The sequence below is a fragment of the Bradyrhizobium sp. 41S5 genome, from assembly GCF_011516665.3.
Lineage (GTDB): Bacteria > Pseudomonadota > Alphaproteobacteria > Rhizobiales > Xanthobacteraceae > Bradyrhizobium > Bradyrhizobium quebecense.
This window is the reverse complement of record NZ_CP083721.1, coordinates 4821274-4838193: the sequence shown is the minus strand read 5'-3', so window position 1 is coordinate 4838193 and position 16920 is coordinate 4821274. Positions and strand designations below refer to the sequence as shown.

General features: G+C 64.0%; 18 protein-coding genes and 1 tRNA gene. 16 read left to right on the top strand and 3 right to left on the bottom strand.

Going from position 1 to position 16920, the window contains the following annotated elements:
- Positions 1 to 27: 27 nt before the first annotated feature.
- The 8 genes from nrdR to HAP47_RS23550 all read left to right on the top strand — a co-directional run bounded on the left by nrdR (position 28) and on the right by HAP47_RS23550 (position 7278).
- A complete protein-coding gene (nrdR, locus tag HAP47_RS23585; RefSeq protein WP_173642546.1) occupies positions 28 to 510 on the top strand; it encodes a transcriptional regulator NrdR in 483 nt (160 codons plus the stop codon).
- Positions 507 to 1667, top strand: a complete 1161-nt coding sequence (ribD, locus tag HAP47_RS23580) for a bifunctional diaminohydroxyphosphoribosylaminopyrimidine deaminase/5-amino-6-(5-phosphoribosylamino)uracil reductase RibD (RefSeq protein ID WP_173642547.1) — start codon at positions 507 to 509, stop codon at positions 1665 to 1667. The genes nrdR and ribD overlap by 4 nt, the downstream gene beginning before the upstream one ends.
- On the top strand, positions 1667 to 2275 hold the full coding sequence (locus HAP47_RS23575; RefSeq protein WP_173642548.1) for a riboflavin synthase: 609 nt from the start codon (positions 1667 to 1669) through the stop codon (positions 2273 to 2275). Before ribD ends, HAP47_RS23575 begins: the two co-directional genes overlap by 1 nt.
- Positions 2276 to 2488: 213 nt before the next feature.
- Entirely contained in the window at positions 2489 to 2980 is a 492-nt protein-coding gene (gene ribH / locus HAP47_RS23570) for a 6,7-dimethyl-8-ribityllumazine synthase (RefSeq protein ID WP_173642549.1), read from the top strand.
- Positions 2981 to 2982: 2 nt separating this feature from the next.
- Positions 2983 to 3477 (top strand): transcription antitermination factor NusB, encoded by a 495-nt coding sequence (gene nusB, locus HAP47_RS23565; RefSeq protein WP_173642550.1) that lies wholly within the window; start codon positions 2983 to 2985, stop codon positions 3475 to 3477.
- Positions 3478 to 3612: 135 nt separating this feature from the next.
- Positions 3613 to 4614 carry a thiamine-phosphate kinase gene (thiL, locus tag HAP47_RS23560; RefSeq protein ID WP_173642551.1) on the top strand — a complete coding sequence of 334 codons (1002 nt, stop codon included), beginning with the start codon at positions 3613 to 3615 and terminating at the stop codon, positions 4612 to 4614.
- A gap of 223 nt (positions 4615 to 4837) precedes the next feature.
- A complete protein-coding gene (locus HAP47_RS23555) occupies positions 4838 to 6958 on the top strand; it encodes a sodium-translocating pyrophosphatase (protein ID WP_173642552.1) in 2121 nt (706 codons plus the stop codon).
- A gap of 167 nt (positions 6959 to 7125) precedes the next feature.
- On the top strand, positions 7126 to 7278 hold the full coding sequence (locus HAP47_RS23550; protein WP_173642553.1) for a hypothetical protein: 153 nt from the start codon (positions 7126 to 7128) through the stop codon (positions 7276 to 7278).
- 105 nt (positions 7279 to 7383) lie between these two features.
- On the opposite strand, the gene HAP47_RS23545 is transcribed toward HAP47_RS23550, so the two are convergent.
- Both HAP47_RS23545 and HAP47_RS23540 read right to left on the bottom strand, forming a co-directional pair.
- Positions 7384 to 8391 carry a Bug family tripartite tricarboxylate transporter substrate binding protein gene (locus tag HAP47_RS23545; protein WP_176396288.1) on the bottom strand — a complete coding sequence of 336 codons (1008 nt, stop codon included), beginning with the start codon at positions 8389 to 8391 and terminating at the stop codon, positions 7384 to 7386.
- A gap of 152 nt (positions 8392 to 8543) precedes the next feature.
- Complete coding sequence (locus HAP47_RS23540) at positions 8544 to 8969, bottom strand: outer membrane protein assembly factor BamE (RefSeq protein ID WP_224924451.1); 426 nt, start codon at positions 8967 to 8969, stop codon at positions 8544 to 8546.
- Positions 8970 to 9160: 191 nt separating this feature from the next.
- On the opposite strand from HAP47_RS23540, the gene HAP47_RS23535 reads away from it, so the two are divergent.
- The 7 genes from HAP47_RS23535 (at position 9161) to HAP47_RS23505 (ending at position 14016) form a co-directional block, all read left to right on the top strand.
- A complete protein-coding gene (locus HAP47_RS23535) occupies positions 9161 to 9712 on the top strand; it encodes a ubiquinol-cytochrome C chaperone family protein (RefSeq protein ID WP_173642554.1) in 552 nt (183 codons plus the stop codon).
- A complete protein-coding gene (locus HAP47_RS23530) occupies positions 9709 to 10296 on the top strand; it encodes a YceD family protein (protein ID WP_173642555.1) in 588 nt (195 codons plus the stop codon). The genes HAP47_RS23535 and HAP47_RS23530 overlap by 4 nt, the downstream gene beginning before the upstream one ends.
- A 325-nt stretch (positions 10297 to 10621) precedes the next feature.
- Positions 10622 to 11683, top strand: a complete 1062-nt coding sequence (plsX, locus tag HAP47_RS23525; protein WP_173642556.1) for a phosphate acyltransferase PlsX — start codon at positions 10622 to 10624, stop codon at positions 11681 to 11683.
- Positions 11680 to 12657, top strand: a complete 978-nt coding sequence (locus HAP47_RS23520) for a beta-ketoacyl-ACP synthase III (protein ID WP_173642557.1) — start codon at positions 11680 to 11682, stop codon at positions 12655 to 12657. Before plsX ends, HAP47_RS23520 begins: the two co-directional genes overlap by 4 nt.
- A gap of 130 nt (positions 12658 to 12787) precedes the next feature.
- On the top strand, positions 12788 to 13123 hold the full coding sequence (locus tag HAP47_RS23515) for an integration host factor subunit alpha (protein WP_021079083.1): 336 nt from the start codon (positions 12788 to 12790) through the stop codon (positions 13121 to 13123).
- A 123-nt stretch (positions 13124 to 13246) separates the two neighbouring features.
- Complete coding sequence (locus HAP47_RS23510; protein WP_173642558.1) at positions 13247 to 13840, top strand: MerR family transcriptional regulator; 594 nt, start codon at positions 13247 to 13249, stop codon at positions 13838 to 13840.
- Between the two features lie 98 nt (positions 13841 to 13938).
- Positions 13939 to 14016: transfer RNA gene (locus tag HAP47_RS23505), tRNA-Pro, on the top strand.
- 63 nt (positions 14017 to 14079) lie between these two features.
- Here the strand turns inward: HAP47_RS23505 and HAP47_RS23500 are convergent.
- Positions 14080 to 14592 carry a MarR family winged helix-turn-helix transcriptional regulator gene (locus HAP47_RS23500; RefSeq protein ID WP_173642559.1) on the bottom strand — a complete coding sequence of 171 codons (513 nt, stop codon included), beginning with the start codon at positions 14590 to 14592 and terminating at the stop codon, positions 14080 to 14082.
- Between the two features lie 451 nt (positions 14593 to 15043).
- On the opposite strand from HAP47_RS23500, the gene HAP47_RS23495 reads away from it, so the two are divergent.
- On the top strand, positions 15044 to 16579 hold the full coding sequence (locus tag HAP47_RS23495) for a porin (protein ID WP_173642560.1): 1536 nt from the start codon (positions 15044 to 15046) through the stop codon (positions 16577 to 16579).
- Positions 16580 to 16920: the final 341 nt, after the last annotated feature.

Sequence of the window (16920 nt, the reverse complement as noted above, 5' to 3'; positions counted from 1 at the left end):
CAGGGTCGCTGTTAGAGGTCCCATCGGATGCGCTGCCCGAGCTGCAATTCTCTCGATACGCAGGTCAAGGACTCGCGTCCGACCGAGGACTCCGCGGTTATCCGCAGGCGGCGCGTCTGCATCGCTTGCAACTTCCGCTTCACGACCTTCGAGCGGGTGCAGCTGCGCGAGCTGACCGTGATCAAGCGCAATGGCCGCCGCGTGCCGTTCGACCGCGACAAGCTGGTGCGTTCGCTGCAGATCTCATTGCGCAAACGCCCGGTGGAGTCCGAGCGGGTGGAGAAGATGGTGTCCACCATCGTCCGCGAACTCGAAAGCGGCGGCGAGGCGGAGGTCTCCTCGGAGGCGATCGGCGAGATCGTGATGGAGCATCTGCGCCAGCTCGACGACGTCGCCTATGTGCGCTTCGCCTCGGTCTATCGGAATTTCCGCGAGGCCAAGGACTTTGAGGCCGTGCTCGACGAGCTGACCGGCGAAGAGGACCCGCGGATCGCGACGTTGCGAAAATGATCTTCCGCATTCTGGAAGAGCAGCTCGGGCAGAAGGCCAAAGAGGCAAAGGAAACGGCAAAGGCCGCCGATCTGCGCTTCATGCAGCTTGCGCTCGCGCTCGGCCGCCGCGGGCTTGGGCGCACCTGGCCCAATCCGGCGGTCGGCGCCGTCATTGTCAAGGATGGCGTGATTGTCGGCCGCGGCTGGACCCAGCCCGGTGGCCGCCCGCATGCCGAGGTCGAGGCATTGAGGCGCGCGGGTGACGCGGCGCGCGGCGCCACGCTCTATGTCACGCTCGAACCCTGCTCGCATTTCGGCCGCTCGCCGCCTTGCGCGGATGCCATCGTCGCGGTCGGGCTTGCCCGCGTGGTCTCGGCGATCGAGGATCCCAATCCGGATGTCGGCGGGAAGGGGCACGCGAAACTGCGCGCTGCAGGGATCGCGGTCGATGTCGGACTGTGCGCGGCGGAGGCCGCGCGCGACCATGGCGGCCATTTCCGCCGTATCACGGACAAGCGCCCGCACGTGATCCTCAAGCTCGCGGTGTCCGCCGACGACAAGATTGCAGCGGGTGGCCACAAGCCGGTAGCGATTACCGGGGAGGCTTCGCAGAGGCGCGTGCATCTGTTGCGCGCGCAGAGCGATGCGATCCTGGTCGGGATCGGCACGGTGAAGGCCGACGATCCGCTCCTGACCTGCCGGTTGCCCGGCATGGCGGCGCGCTCGCCGGTGCGGGTGGTGCTCGATCGCGCACTGCGGATCTCCGGCGACAGCCGCCTGGTGCATTCGGCGCGCGAGACGCCGCTCTGGGTGATGACATCGGATCTTGCCGAGGCGCCGGCCGCGACGAAGCTGGGCGCTGCCGGGGCAGAGGTGATCCGCGTTGCGTCCAGCGCGCAGCCGGGGCTCGATCTGCCGGCGGTGTTGCATGCACTGGCCGAGAAGGGCATCACGCGGCTGATGGTCGAGGGCGGCGCACGCGTGGCAAATTCTTTCGTGGCAGCCGGCCTTGTCGATGAAATCTGGCTGTTGCGCGGACCTGAACCAATCGGTGCCGATGGCGTTCCCGCGCTGGACGCAATGCCGCTTGCCGCAATCACGCAGTCGCCCGCTTTCCGGGTTCGTGCTAGCGAAATCCTCGATAACGACAGTCTCATGATCTACGAGCGTGCGTAATGTTTACCGGAATTGTTACCGATATCGGTGAGATCGTAAGCCTGAAGCCGGTGGCGCAGGGGCAACTGCACCGGATGCGGATTGCCTGCGACTACGACCAGACCACGATCGCCGACGGCGCCTCGATCGCGTGCAATGGCGTCTGTCTCACCGTGGTCGCCTCGGGCACGGCTGGCGGCAAGACCTGGTTCGATGTCGATGCTGCGGCCGAGACGCTCGGCATGACCACCGCCAGGCACTGGGCGCAGGGCGGCCGGCTCAACCTCGAACGCGCGCTCAAGATCGGCGACGAACTCGGCGGGCACATCGTGGCCGGGCATGCCGACGGGATCGCGACCATCGTCAAGCGCGACGATCTGCCCGACATGGCGCGCTTCGAGCTGCGAACCAGTCGCGAACTGGCGCGTTTCATCGCGGCAAAGGGATCGATCACGCTGGACGGCGTGTCGCTGACCGTGAATACGGTCGACGACGTCACCTTTTCGGTGCTGATCATTCCACATACGCTTTCGGTCACGACCCTGAGCGGCTGGAAGGCCGGCAGCGAGGTCAATATCGAGGTCGACCTGATGGCCCGTTATGCCGCGCGGCTGTCGGAGATGAAATAGCCCCGGCCTCGGCATTGCGGCCGAGACAGACGTCCTTATCTGCCTGTTCACCTCGGGTGGCTTCCGGCCGGATGGCCCATGCGTTGCACGCCAAGCCGACCTGAAAAATCGGGCTGATCGCGGTGACATCCGGGCCAGTATTGCCCTTGGCTTTACCGTCCGCTGCGCCTAAAACGCAGCACAACTCCTCCCCAGGTTCCGATTGGTATTGCAATGGCTGACGCGCGGCGCGCACCCCTGAAGGACCAGACCGACATCACCGGCGCACGCGTGCTGATCGTCGAGGCCCGGTTTTATGACGATATCCAGGATGCGCTGCTGGAAGGCGCGCTCGCCGAGCTGAAGGCGGCCGGCGCGACCCATGACGTGCTCACGGTGCCGGGCGCGCTGGAAATTCCGGCCGCGATCGCAATTGCGATCGATGCCGCGGCGGCGAACGGCAAGCCCTATGACGCGGCGATCGCGCTCGGCTGCGTGGTGCGCGGCGACACCATCCATTTCGAGATCGTCTCGCAGGAGTCCTCGCGTGGATTGATGGATCTGGCCGTGAGCCGGAAATTCCCGCTCGGCAACGGCATCCTCACCGTCAACACCGAGGCGCAGGCCTGGGCGCGGGCGCGCGCCAGCGAGTTGAACAAGGGCGGCGACGCCGCGCGCGCGGCGATCGCGATGCTGCGGATCAAACGCCGCCTGGCAAAGGCCTGACCATGGCTAACAACAAGAAGCCTGCGAAAGCCCCCGACAGGAAAGCCAACCGGCGCGGCGCTGCACGGCTCGCCGCCGTGCAGGCGCTGTACCAGATGGACATTGGCGGCGCTGGCATCAACGACATCTTCGCCGAGTTCGAGAGCCACTGGCTCGGCAACGAGGTCGAGGGCGAGAAATACCTGCCGGCGGAAGCCGCGTTCTTCCGCGACGTCGTCTCCGGCGTGGTGCGCGACCAGGCCAAGCTCGATCCGCTGATCGACGAAGCGCTGTCGAAGGGCTGGCCGCTGAAGCGGATCGACGCGATCCTGCGCGCGGTGCTGCGGGCAGGGTCCTACGAGCTCGAGCATCGCCGGGACGTGCCGGGCCGCGTGGTGGTTTCCGAATATGTCGACGTCGCGCACGCCTTTGTCGAGAAGGACGAGACCGGCATGGTCAACGCTGTGCTCGACCAGATCGCACGTCAGTTCCGCGGCGACGAGTTTGTGCGGGGCTGAACCACGTATTCCGCCGTCATCACCCGCGCATGCGGGTGATCCAATACGCGGCGGTGATTGGCACCAACAGCTTGCGCGGCGTACTGGATCGCCCGGTCAAGCCGGGCGATGACAGCGGAGGGGAAGGCGCGCGATATGGCAGAGCGTCAGGACGGTCCATCCGGCGAAGACTCCCTGATCGCGCGCTTCTTCAAGCCGCTTGCGACCGACCCGGGTGCGTTCGGGCTCGACGACGACGCCGCCGCGCTGAGAGCGGCCGGCGAGGACATCGTCGTCACCACCGATGCCATCGTCGAGGGTGTGCATTTCCTTGCCGACGATCCGCCCGACACGCTGGCGCGGAAGGCGCTGCGGGTGAACCTGTCCGACATCGCGGCCAAGGGCGCGATACCGGCCGGCTTCGTGCTAACGCTGGCGCTGCGCCACGCCGAGGAGGCCTGGCTCAAGCCGTTTGCCCAAGCGCTCGGTGAGGACGCCGGCCATTACGGCTGCCCGCTGCTCGGCGGCGACACGGTGGCGACGCCGGGGCCGCTGATGATCTCGATCACCGCGTTCGGGCGACTGCCTCAGGGCAAGATGGTGCACCGCGCAGGCGCAAAGGCCGGCGACCGCGTGTTCGTGACCGGTACGATCGGGGATGCCGCGCTCGGCCTCGATGTGCTCCGAGGCGGTCCGGTTGCGGCGGCACTGGCCGACGATGCCGCCGGCCGGGATTTTCTTGCGGCGCGCTACCGAGTTCCGCAGCCGCGCAACGCCCTTGCCAAGGCCGTCCGCAACTACGCGAGCGCGGCGATGGACGTGTCCGACGGTCTCGCCGGCGACCTGGCCAAGCTTTGCGCAGCCAGTGGCGTGACGGCCGTGATCAATGTGCCGAGCATCCCATTGTCGCCTGCGGCCGCGAGGCTGCTCGTGCGCAAGACGATCGGTGTCGAGACCTTGGTGGCCGGCGGCGATGACTACGAGCTCTTGTGCGCGGTCCCGGGCGATCGCGCGGACGCCTTTGTGCGCGAGGCACGGCAGGCCAAGGTCGCGGTCACCGCCATCGGCGGCCTCATTGCAGGCTTGTCACCGCCAAGCTTTCTCGACGGACAGGGCAGGGAACTGGCGCTGAAGCGGCTGTCCTACAGCCATTTCTAGAACGTCCGGCCGAAACGCGCCGACTTTCCCTCTAAATTGCTGCCGATATCGGCGTTTTCGGCCGTAGGTGGCGTTGCACAGCGGTAACGATTTTGGCAAGGTCGCGCCCGATTTGAGGCAATCCGTTTTTGGGGAGGATTGTCCTCGCAAAATAAGCGCCTGCCGCCCCCTAGCGGCACAAGGAAGGCGCGGGGGTTACATCAAGGATCTGAGGCAACATTCAATGACAGCTTTATGGTTGATTGTGCTCTGCGGGGCGCTTTCCATCGTCTACGCGATCTGGGCGACGCAGTCGGTCTTGAACGCGGATGCGGGCAATGCCCGCATGCAGGAAATCGCGGGCGCGGTGCGCGAGGGCGCACAAGCCTATCTGCGGCGGCAATACACGACGATCGGCATGGTCGGTATCGTGATCTTCGTGGTGCTGGCCTACTTCCTTGGCCTGCTGGTGGCGATCGGCTTTGCGATCGGCGCCATCCTGTCGGGTGCGGCCGGCTTCATTGGCATGAACGTATCGGTGCGCGCCAACGTCCGCACCGCGCAGGCGGCGACCACCTCGCTTGCCGGCGGCCTCGAGCTCGCCTTCAAGGCAGGCGCGATCACCGGCATGCTGGTTGCCGGTCTCGCGCTGCTCGGCGTCACCATCTACTTCATCGTGCTGGTCAAGTTCATGGGGCTGGAAGCCGGTAGCCGCACCGTGGTCGACGCCATGGTGGCGCTCGGCTTCGGCGCCTCGCTGATCTCGATCTTTGCCCGTCTCGGCGGCGGCATCTTCACCAAGGGTGCGGACGTCGGCGGCGACCTCGTCGGCAAGGTCGAGGCCGGCATCCCGGAGGACGATCCGCGCAACCCGGCCACCATCGCCGACAACGTCGGCGACAATGTCGGCGATTGCGCCGGTATGGCGGCGGACCTGTTCGAGACCTATGCGGTGACCGCGGTCGCCACCATGGTGCTCGCGGCGATCTTCTTCGCCAAGACACCGATCCTGTTGAACATGATGACGCTGCCGCTCGCGATCGGCGGCATCTGCATCATCACCTCGATCATCGGCACCTTCTTCGTCAAGCTCGGCGCCAGCCAGTCGATCATGGGCGCCCTGTACAAGGGCCTGATCGCCACCGGCGTCCTGTCGCTGGTCGGCGTCGCGGCCGTGATCAACTGGCTGATCGGCTTCGGCAAGCTCGATGGCGTCGACTACACCGGCATGGCGCTGTTCGAGTGCGGCGTGGTCGGTCTCGTCGTCACCGGCCTGATCATCTGGATCACCGAATACTACACCGGCACTGACTACCGTCCGGTGAAGTCGATCGCGGCGGCTTCGGTTACTGGTCACGGCACCAACGTGATCCAGGGCCTCGCGATCTCGATGGAGGCGACCGCGCTCCCCGCGCTCGTCATCATCGCCGGCATCCTGATCACCTACAGCCTGGCCGGACTGTTCGGCATCGCGATCGCAACTGCCACCATGCTGGCGCTCGCCGGCATGATCGTCGCGCTCGACGCCTTCGGCCCGGTCACCGACAACGCTGGCGGCATCGCCGAGATGGCGGGTCTGCCCAAGGAAGTGCGCAAGTCGACCGACGCGCTCGACGCGGTCGGTAACACCACCAAGGCGGTGACCAAGGGCTACGCGATCGGCTCCGCCGGTCTCGGTGCGCTGGTGCTGTTTGCGGCCTATAATCAGGACCTCAAATTCTTCATCAGCGACTCCGCCAACCACGTCTACTTCAAGGGGGTCAATCCCGACTTCTCGCTCAACAACCCCTACGTCGTGGTCGGTCTGCTGTTCGGCGGCTTGCTGCCGTATCTGTTCGGCGCGATGGGCATGACGGCGGTGGGACGTGCCGCCAGCGCGATCGTTGAAGAAGTGCGCCGTCAGTTCCGCGAGAAGCCCGGCATCATGCAGGGCACCGACAAGCCGGACTACGGCAAGGCGGTCGACCTGCTGACCAAGGCAGCGATCAAGGAGATGATCATCCCGTCGCTGCTGCCGGTGCTGTCGCCGATCTTCGTCTACTTCGTGATCTATGCGATCGCGGGCGGCGGCGCGGCCGGCAAATCGGCGGCGTTCTCCGCGGTCGGCGCCATGCTGCTCGGCGTTATCGTCACCGGCCTGTTCGTCGCGATCTCGATGACCTCGGGCGGCGGCGCCTGGGACAACGCCAAGAAGTACATCGAGGACGGCCACTATGGCGGCAAGGGCTCCGACGCCCACAAGTCCGCGGTGACTGGCGACACCGTCGGCGATCCCTACAAGGATACGGCGGGCCCGGCGGTCAACCCGATGATCAAGATCACCAACATCGTGGCGCTGCTGCTGCTGGCGATTCTGGCGCACTAAGTTCTTGGCGCACCGAGCGGCGCGAAACGAACGAATGCAAAACCCCGCGGTGCAAGCCGCGGGGTTTTTGTTTTGCAGGGACTTGGTTCGGTGTACTGCCGAACTGATCGGCTTTCCGCCAACGAGATCCGCCGACAACCTGACGCGAACAACACGGAGATCAATCGATGTCGCTCTCATCCGCACGGAACTATGCGCTCCGCGCCTCCAAGTCGCAGGATCAGAAGGAGGCCATCGAGCTGTTGTCGCAGGCGATCCTGGAACTGGCGATGTCGATGGAAGCAACCGACGCCAAGATCAAGAAGATCAACAAGTCATAGTAGCATGAGCCGCACCGTGCTCTTCCTGTCATTCCGAGGCGGTCCGCAGGACCGAACCACAGGTGCGCAATTGCTTCGCATCGCCCCGGAATGACGGCTGCGCCGTCACTTGACCTCCATCTGCAAGCCTTCCTTCTCGATGATGGCGGCGAACTTCGTGGTCTCCGCGCTGACGAAATCGGAGAATTGCTGCGGTGTGCCGTAGTCGGCGCGGGCGCCCATGCCACTGATGTTCCTCTTGACGTCATCGCGCTCCAGCATCGCCTTGATCTGGCGGTTCAGCTCGTCGACCACGGGCGCCGGTGCCGTCTTCGGCAGGAACACGCCGAACCATGAGGCGACGTCGAATTTGGCGAGCTCCGGCGCGCCCTCGCGCATCACAGGCAGATTGGGCGCGGACTCGCTGCGCTCGGCCGTGGTGACGCAGAGCCCGTTCAGCTTGCCGTCCTGCACCTGCGGCAGCGACGGATAGAGATTGTCGAACAGGATCTGGATGTCGCCGGCGAGCCCGGCCTGCAGCGCGGGGCCGGCGCCGCGGAACGGCACATGCGTCATCTTCAGCCCGGTGAGTTGCAGGAACCAGGCGCCGGTGAGGTGGGGGCTTTGCCCGGTGCCGGACGAGCCGTAGGTGAGCTTGTCGGGGCTCTTCTTCAGATAGGCGATCAATTCGGGGATCGACTTGATGCCGGTCGACGGATGCGCCGAGACGATGTTCGGGATCCGGATCATGTTGGAGACCGCCTGCAACTGGTCGGCCTTGTAGGTCAGGTTCCTGAAGATGCTGAAAGCGATCGCGTTGGGGCCGGGATTGCCGATCAGGATGGTGTGGCCGTCGCCCTTGCTGCGCGCGACCTCCGATGTGCCGATGGTGCCGCCGGCGCCGGAGCGATTCTCCACCACGACCGACTGGCCCCAGAGCGGCTGCAAATGCGCCGCCAGCAGCCGCCCCATCACGTCGGTCGAGCCGCCGGCCGCCGCTGGCACGACGATCCGGACCGTCTCGGACGGTCGCCAGTCGCCGGCACCGAGACTGGCACGCGGCAGGATCGCCGCCGCAGACAATGCGGTCGTGCCCGACAATAGCGTACGACGGGAAAGTCTCTTGGCACTCACGCGCTTACCCCCTGCTCAGGCTTCTTGTTTGCGAGCAAGCGTAGGGGACCGCTTGCCCGTGGGGCAAGCGACAAACTGGCGCAGTCCTTCAGGACTTATTTTTTGAGCATGATCTTTTCGGAAAACCGCTTCGCACTTGTCCGGATCATGCTCTAGTTGAAGCTCAGCAGCTTGAAGAGCGGTGTCAGGTAGGACATTTCCTGGCCCGACGTCGGCGTGGTCCGGCTGACGAAGTCGAAGATCTTGCCGTCCTTCAGACCGTAATTGGCAAGCCGGCGCACCTGGCGGTTCTTGTCGAAATAGACCGCGATGACGCGCTGGTCGACCACGCGCTGGTTCATGAAGGCAACCGGCCGCGAGGTCCGCTGCGAGATGTAATAGAACACCTCGCCGTCCAGCGTTGCGACCGTCGAGGGGGTGCCGAGCACGATCAGCACCTGATCCTGGCTTGCGCCGATCGGAATCTGCTCGAGCGCTCCGTCGGGCAGGATGTAGCCCTTCTGGAATTGCTCGCCGGCGCAGCCGCCGAGCGCGGCGGCGCAGAACAGACCAACGACCGCGATGGCGCGGAAGCGCATGAAGAAACCGCGCGCGGAAGCCGTGCGAGACTGTCTTGGAAGAGTGTGGTTCATCGGCGGAACTGATCCGTCCCCTTGCATCGGCCGGAGCATTGACGTACCGGGCAGCTCAATGAATTGCAATCATGCCGAACTCCAATGGGCGAACCCTCAACAGGCGTTCTTTGGGGGGCCGGCAGCCGGAACCCGTCATGCTTTGGCCGTTCAATCACTTCAGAAGACCCCGGGTGCCCGCGCGCAGCACCATTGAGACCATCTATGGCATGATCGTGACGCAGGCGCGAGAACCGTTGTTTTACCGTGACTTGGGCGTTCCGGACACGGTTAATGGCCGGTTTGACCTGATTCTGATGCATCTGTGGCTGGTGCTGCGGCGATTGAAATCCGCGGAAGGCGGTGTGGGGCTGTCGCAGGCCCTGTTCGATCATTTCTGCATCGACATGGACGACAATCTCCGGGAAATGGGCGTCGGCGATCTCACGGTGCCGAAGCGGATGCAGGCGTTCGGCGAGGCCTTCTACGGCCGCACCGCGGCCTATGATCTGGCGCTGACCGACAGCGACGAGGCCCTGGCCCAGGCGCTCTGCAAGAACATCCTCAATGGTCAGAACGTCGACAAGGCCCGCGAACTGGCCGTCTATGCCAGAGAGGCGATCGCGGTGCTGGCTCGCGCGGACCTCGCGGCGCTGACCCAGGGGGCATGGCGCTTCCCGGCACCGCAGGCTGCGAGGACCACGGCATGAGCGGCGGCAGCACAGGACGGCCCGATGCCGCGCGAGACCCTTGGCGCGTTCTCGTCAACATCGCGCAGATCCCGGATACCGGGCTGCATCGCGAGATCGTGGCCGACGAGGCGACGCGCAAGGCGATCGCCGAGGTCGGCGAGTTGCGCGAGGTCGTCTCTGCGCGGGCGGCGTTCGATCTGCAGCCAAAGCGCGACGGCAGCTGCCACGTCACCGGCCGGGTTTGGGCGAGGGTCGGGCAGATCTGCGTGGTGACGCTCGATCCGATCGAGAACGAGATCGACGAGCCGATCGATGTGGTGTTCGCGCCGCCCGAGCAGATCCCGGAGATGGCCGACCTCGTCGACGACGCCGAGCAGGGCGATGAGGAGACCCCGGACCCGCCGGAGCCGATCGTCGGCGGCTTCATCGACATCGGCCGTCTCGCCACCGATGCGTTGTTTCTCGGCATAGACCCTTATCCGCGCAAGGCGGGTGCGGTCTTTGAACAGGGGGTTGAAGCGCCTGATCCGGAAAATCACCCCTTTGCCGCGCTCAAGGCGCTGAAGGAAAAGGCTGATGGCAAGAAGCCCAAGGGAAGTTGAGGGGAGTTGAGGCAAGCCGACGAAACTTGAGGGCAGCCAGCTCCAACATTTGAGGGGATGGCTTGCCTGCAGGCCTGCGCGAGGGATGTTCCCAGTTACTTCAAGTAAGTGTCATAATAGTTTGAAATATCATGTATTTCTGTTATGTCTTGATGTGTTGCGTGACGGTTCCGCGCCTCGCTTGTTTGTGGTCAAGAGGTTGTGTCGGACCGCGGACACGCTATTGTCGCGGCCCGGCGTTTCGCCGCGCGCCGTTGACGGCGGTGACTTCAAGCTCGCGGTCTTCATCTGAAGGGCTGTGGGAGAGCAGGCTTCCGGGACGTTCATGCCTCATAAGGTTCGAATCGCGCTTGACGCCATGGGGGGCGATGTCGGCGCATCGGTGGTCATTCCCGGCGCCGCGATCTCGTTGAGCCGTCATCCCGACAGCGAATTCCTGCTGGTCGGAGACCGGGCCCAGATCGAGCCGGAGCTTGCGAAACATCCTGCGCTGAAGGCGGTATCGAAGGTGATCCATACCGACGTCGCGGTGAAGAATGACGAGAAGCCAAGCCAGGCGCTGCGGCGGACCCGCAGGGCATCGTCGATGTGGCTGGCGATCGATGCGGTGAAGCACGGCGAGGCCGACGTTGCGGTCTCCGCCGGCAACTCAGGCGCGCTGATGGCGATGGGCAGCATCAATCTGCGGACGTTGCCGGGCGTCGACCGCCCGGCGCTCGCTGCGGCGTGGCCGACGCTGCGAGGCGATTCGGTGGTGCTCGATCTCGGAGCCTCGATCGGCGGCGACGCCCGCCATCTGGCGACGCTGGCGGTGATGGGCAGCGCGATGGCGAGCGTGCTGTTCAACCTCGAACGGCCGACCGTCGGCCTGCTCAATATCGGGTCCGAGGAGATCAAGGGGCATGGGGAAATCCGCGAGGCCGCCGAGATGCTGCGCGCGATGAACGCGCCCCAGTTCAACTATATCGGCTTTGTCGAGGGCGATGCGATCGGCAAGGGGCTCGCCGACGTGATCGTGTCGGAAGGCTTCAGCGGCAATATCGCGCTCAAGGCCGCCGAGGGCACCGCGCGCCAGATGTTCACGCTATTGCGCGAGGCGATGTCGTCGAGCTGGCTGGCGCGGATCGGCTATCTGTTTGCCCGCGGCGCGTTCCAGAAGCTGCGCGACAAGCTCGATCCCAACAAGTCGAATGGCGGCCTGCTGCTCGGCCTGAACGGCGTGGTGGTCAAGAGCCATGGCGGCATCAACGCGGAAGGCTTTGCCTATGCGGTGGATGTTGGCTATGAGATGGCCCACTACGATCTCCTCACCAAGATCAATCAGATGCTCAACCGCGATGGCGGCGCCCTGGTAAAGGCGCCGACCGCGCAGGAGGCTGTCTCGTGACTGCGATACGTTCGGTAGTGCTCGGCTGCGGCTCATATCTGCCGGAGCGGGTTTTGACCAATGCCGAACTGGCGAGCCGAATCGACACGTCCGATGACTGGATCGTGCAGCGCACCGGCATCAGCGAGCGGCACATCGCCGCCGATGACGAGTTCACCTCGCATCTCGCCATCAATGCCGCGCGCGCCGCGCTCGCCGATGCCAAGATCGACCCCCAGTCGATCGACCTGATCGTGCTGGCGACCTCGACCCCCGACAACACGTTTCCGGCGACCGCGGTCGCTGTCCAGCACGGGCTCGGCATCAACCACGGCGTCGCGTTTGATCTGCAGGCGGTGTGCTCCGGCTTCGTCTTTGCGCTGACCACCGCGGACAATTTCCTGCGCGCCGGTGCCCACAAGCGGGCCCTGGTGATCGGCGCCGAAACCTTCTCGCGCATCCTCGACTGGAATGACCGCGGTACCTGCGTGCTGTTCGGCGATGGCGCCGGCGCGGTGGTGCTGGAAGCGCAGCAGCATTCCGGCACGACCGACGATCCCGGCGTGCTGACGACGCATTTGCGCTCGGACGGACGCCACAAGTCGAAGCTGTTCGTCGATGGCGGTCCCGGCTCGACCAAGACGGTCGGCCATCTCCGGATGGAAGGCCGCGAGGTATTCAAGCACGCCGTCGGCATGATCACCGATGTGATCGTCGATGCGTTCAACGCCACCGGCTTTACCGCCGACGACATCAACTGGTTCATTCCGCACCAGGCCAACAAGCGAATCATCGATGCCTCGGCCCACAAGCTGCATATTGCGCCGCAGAAGGTGGTCTTGACAGTCGACAAGCACGGCAACACCTCGGCGGCCTCGATCCCGCTCGCGCTGTCGGTCGCCGTGAGGGACGGACGCGTCAAGAAGGGCGATCTTGTGCTGTTCGAGGCGATGGGCGGCGGCTTCACTTGGGGCTCGGCGCTCGTGCGCTGGTAGCGCATCGTCAAAGAGTATCGGCAGGTTGCCGGCATCTTTCCTGCGCCCGGATGCTGGTCGCTGTTGACCATTGCGCGCTAAGCTTTTAATTTCAGTCAAGAAATTGTTCGCCGAGAGTGCGGGGCAGGCGATGACCACAGGAACCGGAAAAACAGTGACGCGCGTCGATTTGTGCGAGGCGGTCTACCAAAAGGTAGGTCTGTCGCGCACGGAATCGTCGGCGTTTGTCGAGTTGGTGCTGAAGGAGATCACCGATTGCCTGGAAAAGGGCGAGACGGTGAAGCTGTCCTCATTCGGCTCCTTCATGGTGCGCAAGAAGGGCCAGCGTATCGGGCGCAATCCAAAGACCGGCACCGAGGTGCCGATCTCGCCGCGGCGTGTGATGGTGTTCAAGCCGTCGGCGATCCTGAAGCAGCGGATCAATGGCCATGCCGTCACCAATGGCGACGGCAGCAAGGCCGACTAGCGCGTTTTCAAGCGAAGTGGATACCCGGTTCGCGTGAAGAAAACGCGCCAAAACCAGAATCCGGAGCTCCGTTTCGATCGGAACGGAAAGGGCTCCAGGCATTGAAGCCAGAGGAGCGGGCATTTGGACAAGGCGCCGGATGCGTTCCGTACCATCAGCGAAGTCGCAGATGAGCTCGATATTCCCCAGCATGTGCTGAGATTCTGGGAAACGCGCTTCGCGCAGATCAAGCCGATGAAGCGCAGCGGCGGACGCCGCTATTATCGCCCCGACGACGTCGACCTGCTCAAGGGTATCCGCCGCCTGCTCTACGGCGAGGGCTACACCATCCGCGGCGTGCAGCGGATCCTGAAAGAGCACGGCATCAAGTCGGTGCAGGGCATCGCCGACCAGACCGCCGCCGTCTCGTTCGGCGCGGTCGAGGAGGCGGTCGGCAACAGCATGGCCGAGCCCGACGATCTCGAGAGCAATGACGGCCTCGATTTCGACGGCGAGGAGGGCGACGGCGACGAGGGGGGAATCGACTACCGATTCGTCGATCCCGACGTGGATCCGATCCTGTCGACCTACAAGGCGCACGCCCACCCGGGCAAGGCGTCGGCTGCGCCGCCGGTGCGCCCGACCGTTCCGCCAGTCGATCGGGAGCGGCTCGAACGCGTGCTGCAGGAGCTGGTCGCCTGCCGGCAGCTGATCGATGCGGCGATGAAGGACGGCTGAGCCAAGGAAGCTGCCATGGGAACCGGGGCCGGATTGCAGCGCTTAAAGGGCCTGCTCCGCCTTGCGCGAACGCAGGATCGCAGCTAATGGAACGGCATCGGAGCGTGGCGCAGCCCGGTTAGCGCACTAGTCTGGGAGACTAGGGGTCGGAGGTTCAAATCCTCTCGCTCCGACCATTTTTCAAAGCATGCGATTTTTGAGAGCATTCGGGCATTGCTTGCCGCCCGATGCGGCAACCGTCAGGTCTCGAAATCCATCGCGGCGATCAGGCAGGCCTTTTCCAGACGGTTGTTGAGCATCGCAAGCTTGGCCGTGAACTCGGCGAGTTCGGGCTCGCTGAATTCCTCGAACACGGTCTTCTTGAACGCCTTGTGCTGGCCGGAGAGACCCGCCAGATGCTTTCGGGTCTTGTCGGTCAGCGACAGGCGGACCACGCGCGCATCGGCCGGAGAGGGCGCGCGGCGCAGCAGCTCCTTCTGCTCGAGCAGCTTGGACTGCGTGGTCACGAACGACGGATCGACATGCAGCAGCTTCGACACCACGTTGATCGGCACGCCGTCATCCTTGTCGAGGTCCGAGATCGCGATCAGGATCATCCATTGCGGACCGCTGACGCCAAGCGCCTTGCCCCAGAGCTGGCGGACCCGTTCGAGATGCGAGTTGATGGACGAGATCTCGAGCGTAAAGCGTTTGATGATGTCGAGATTCTCGATGGCGCGCAGGCGCGCCTGATCCTTCCTGGTCACTGACACAGCTTCCCCTTCCCTAGGTGCCGACTCAGCTTTGTGCTGATTTATTTCTTGATTCCCGCGTCGGCGGGACTTTTTTTCTAGTAAGTCGCTCAGGAAGGCAAGTGAACGTAAAGCAATTATGATGCGTATGTGACGGTTCGGCTATTGGGGGTGCGACAAATTTGCCCATGCACGTAAGGGGCTTAAGTCGAGCGTTGCCGGCGAGACACAGTGTGGCCGCATTCGCATTCCTGACTTTATAAACTATTTTGATTGGGCAACTCGCCCATGCATATTGAACCCGGCGGTAGGGGAATCTCGATCGTCCCGTTGCGGTGATCGTTCAAGTCCGTCGCACCACAGATTGATCTGAGGGTGCGAGGTTTGGGGAAAACGGTCTTGGACAATGCGGGAGGATCACGGGGCGCTCGCGACCCGGACTCTACGCATATGAGCAACTTGGAGGTTTGATATGAAATTGGCGAAGAGCCTTATTCTGGGCTCGGCCGCTGCGCTGGTCGCGGTCGGCGGGGCACAGGCGGCCGATCTTCCCGTTAAGGCCAAAGCGGTCGAATACGTGAAGGTTTGCTCGCTTTATGGTCCGGGCTTCTACTACATCCCCGGCACCGACACCTGCATCAAGCTGGGCGGCTTCGTTCGTGCCGACGTCGTTGTGAATGGCAACAGCGTCTACGGCCCGAACGTCAACGGCGCCAGCGGTGCCAACAACCGTTTCACCAACGGCTACACCTGGCGTTCGCGTGAAGACTTAAACATCGATACGCGCACCGCGACCGAGTACGGCGTGGTCCGCACCTATTTCGATGCGGTGTTCACCTGGACCTCGGACACCTACACCGGTCAGGGCAATGGCTCGTCGGTCTATTCGGCGATCGGCAGCGCTGCTGCGCCGAACAACGCTGGCTCTGGTGGCGTTGCTGCCGGTACGGTCGGCGTCTACTACGCCTTCATCCAGTTCGCCGGCTTCACCATGGGCAAGGCGGTCTCGCAGTTCGCTGCTCCCTGGAACGGTTATCCGGGCAACAACTACGACGGTCTCGTCGGTGGCGTGAGCACCACCAACGGCATCAACCAGTTCACCTACACCGCGCAGTTCGGCAACGGCGTGTCGCTGGCCCTGTCGGCACAGGACCAGGTTGCGTACATGCAGGCTGGCGTGAACAACCTCGGCGTCGGTGGCGCTTACGGTTCGAGCGACTATGCCGGCACGGTCGCGCCGGACTTCGTCGCTGCGCTCAAGGTCGACCAGGCTTGGGGTATCTTCCAGGCGTCGGTCGCCGCGCATGACAACCATGCTGCCTACTACGGCGGCACCGAGTTGACCGGTCATCCCGACGACAAGTGGGGTTGGGCTGGTGCACTGGCCCTGTCGATCAAGAACATCCCGACCGGACCCGGCGACACCATCAACATCCAGGGCGTCTACACCGACGGTGCGACCCGCTACAACATCCAGGAACTGGCCAGCCAGTTTAGCTCGGTCGCGATCTACAGCGGTTCGAACCTCCCGGGTGCGTATGGCAGCGTCGGCTTCGGCACTGCGCCTGACACGGTGTTCGGCCCCGGCGGTCAGCAGCAGTCGATCAAGACGTGGGGTATGCGCGGTGCGTACACCCACAACTGGGATCCCTACTGGAACACCGGCATCTACGGTGCTTACGCTGCGGTCATGTACAACGACACGGCCAAGTCGCTCATCTGCGGCGTTGGCGGCGTCGGTGGCACGTTCCGCACCGCCTTCGGTGGCGGCGCTGGCGTGACCAGCTGCAACCCCGACTACAACATCGCGCAGATCGGCGTGATCACCCGTTGGACCCCGGTCAAGAACCTGACCTTCTCGGCCGACGTGACCTACGTCCATCTCGATCAGAAGTATGCCGGCACGATCACCACCTCTTCGGCTGGTATCGGCAAGCCGGTCGCGACCTACGAGCTGAAGGATCAGGACACTGTCCAGATGCTCTTCCGCGCTCAGCGCAACTGGTAATACCGGTTGATCTGATCACGTCCTACAGAACCCCGGCAGGCAACTGCCGGGGTTTTTCTTCGACTGGAGCAGGTAGCGGACGCTTGGCTGCGTCATTTCGGTCCAGGCGAACAACGAAGACGTGCCATGCGATTCATTCGCGGCAAATTTATTTACTTACCTGATCTACTAAACTATATAGATGGCGGCCAACACATTGAATGATGGCTCTTAGCTCATGCTAAGCCTCCCAAACCTCCGGCAATGCCCTGCCGGAGGTTTTTGATTCAAGGCGCAGGCCGCCTTCGACGATCGTGCCGCGCGCGCAGCCGTCGCAAACAGCTGCTCGCAGCAGGGGCCGC

Bases quoted from the DNA above. Each gene is read 5' to 3' on its own strand.
- nrdR (WP_173642546.1), top strand. From the start codon at position 28: ATGCGCTGCCCGAGCTGCAATTCTCTCGATACGCAGGTCAAGGACTCG.
- ribD (WP_173642547.1), top strand. From the start codon at position 507: ATGATCTTCCGCATTCTGGAAGAGCAGCTCGGGCAGAAGGCCAAAGAG.
- HAP47_RS23575 (WP_173642548.1), top strand. From the start codon at position 1,667: ATGTTTACCGGAATTGTTACCGATATCGGTGAGATCGTAAGCCTGAAG.
- ribH (WP_173642549.1), top strand. From the start codon at position 2,489: ATGGCTGACGCGCGGCGCGCACCCCTGAAGGACCAGACCGACATCACC.
- nusB (WP_173642550.1), top strand. From the start codon at position 2,983: ATGGCTAACAACAAGAAGCCTGCGAAAGCCCCCGACAGGAAAGCCAAC.
- thiL (WP_173642551.1), top strand. From the start codon at position 3,613: ATGGCAGAGCGTCAGGACGGTCCATCCGGCGAAGACTCCCTGATCGCG.
- HAP47_RS23555 (WP_173642552.1), top strand. From the start codon at position 4,838: ATGACAGCTTTATGGTTGATTGTGCTCTGCGGGGCGCTTTCCATCGTC.
- HAP47_RS23550 (WP_173642553.1), top strand. From the start codon at position 7,126: ATGTCGCTCTCATCCGCACGGAACTATGCGCTCCGCGCCTCCAAGTCG.
- HAP47_RS23540 (WP_224924451.1), bottom strand. From the start codon at position 8,969: ATGCGCTTCCGCGCCATCGCGGTCGTTGGTCTGTTCTGCGCCGCCGCG.
- HAP47_RS23535 (WP_173642554.1), top strand. From the start codon at position 9,161: ATGCTTTGGCCGTTCAATCACTTCAGAAGACCCCGGGTGCCCGCGCGC.
- HAP47_RS23530 (WP_173642555.1), top strand. From the start codon at position 9,709: ATGAGCGGCGGCAGCACAGGACGGCCCGATGCCGCGCGAGACCCTTGG.
- plsX (WP_173642556.1), top strand. From the start codon at position 10,622: ATGCCTCATAAGGTTCGAATCGCGCTTGACGCCATGGGGGGCGATGTC.
- HAP47_RS23515 (WP_021079083.1), top strand. From the start codon at position 12,788: ATGACCACAGGAACCGGAAAAACAGTGACGCGCGTCGATTTGTGCGAG.
- HAP47_RS23495 (WP_173642560.1), top strand. From the start codon at position 15,044: ATGAAATTGGCGAAGAGCCTTATTCTGGGCTCGGCCGCTGCGCTGGTC.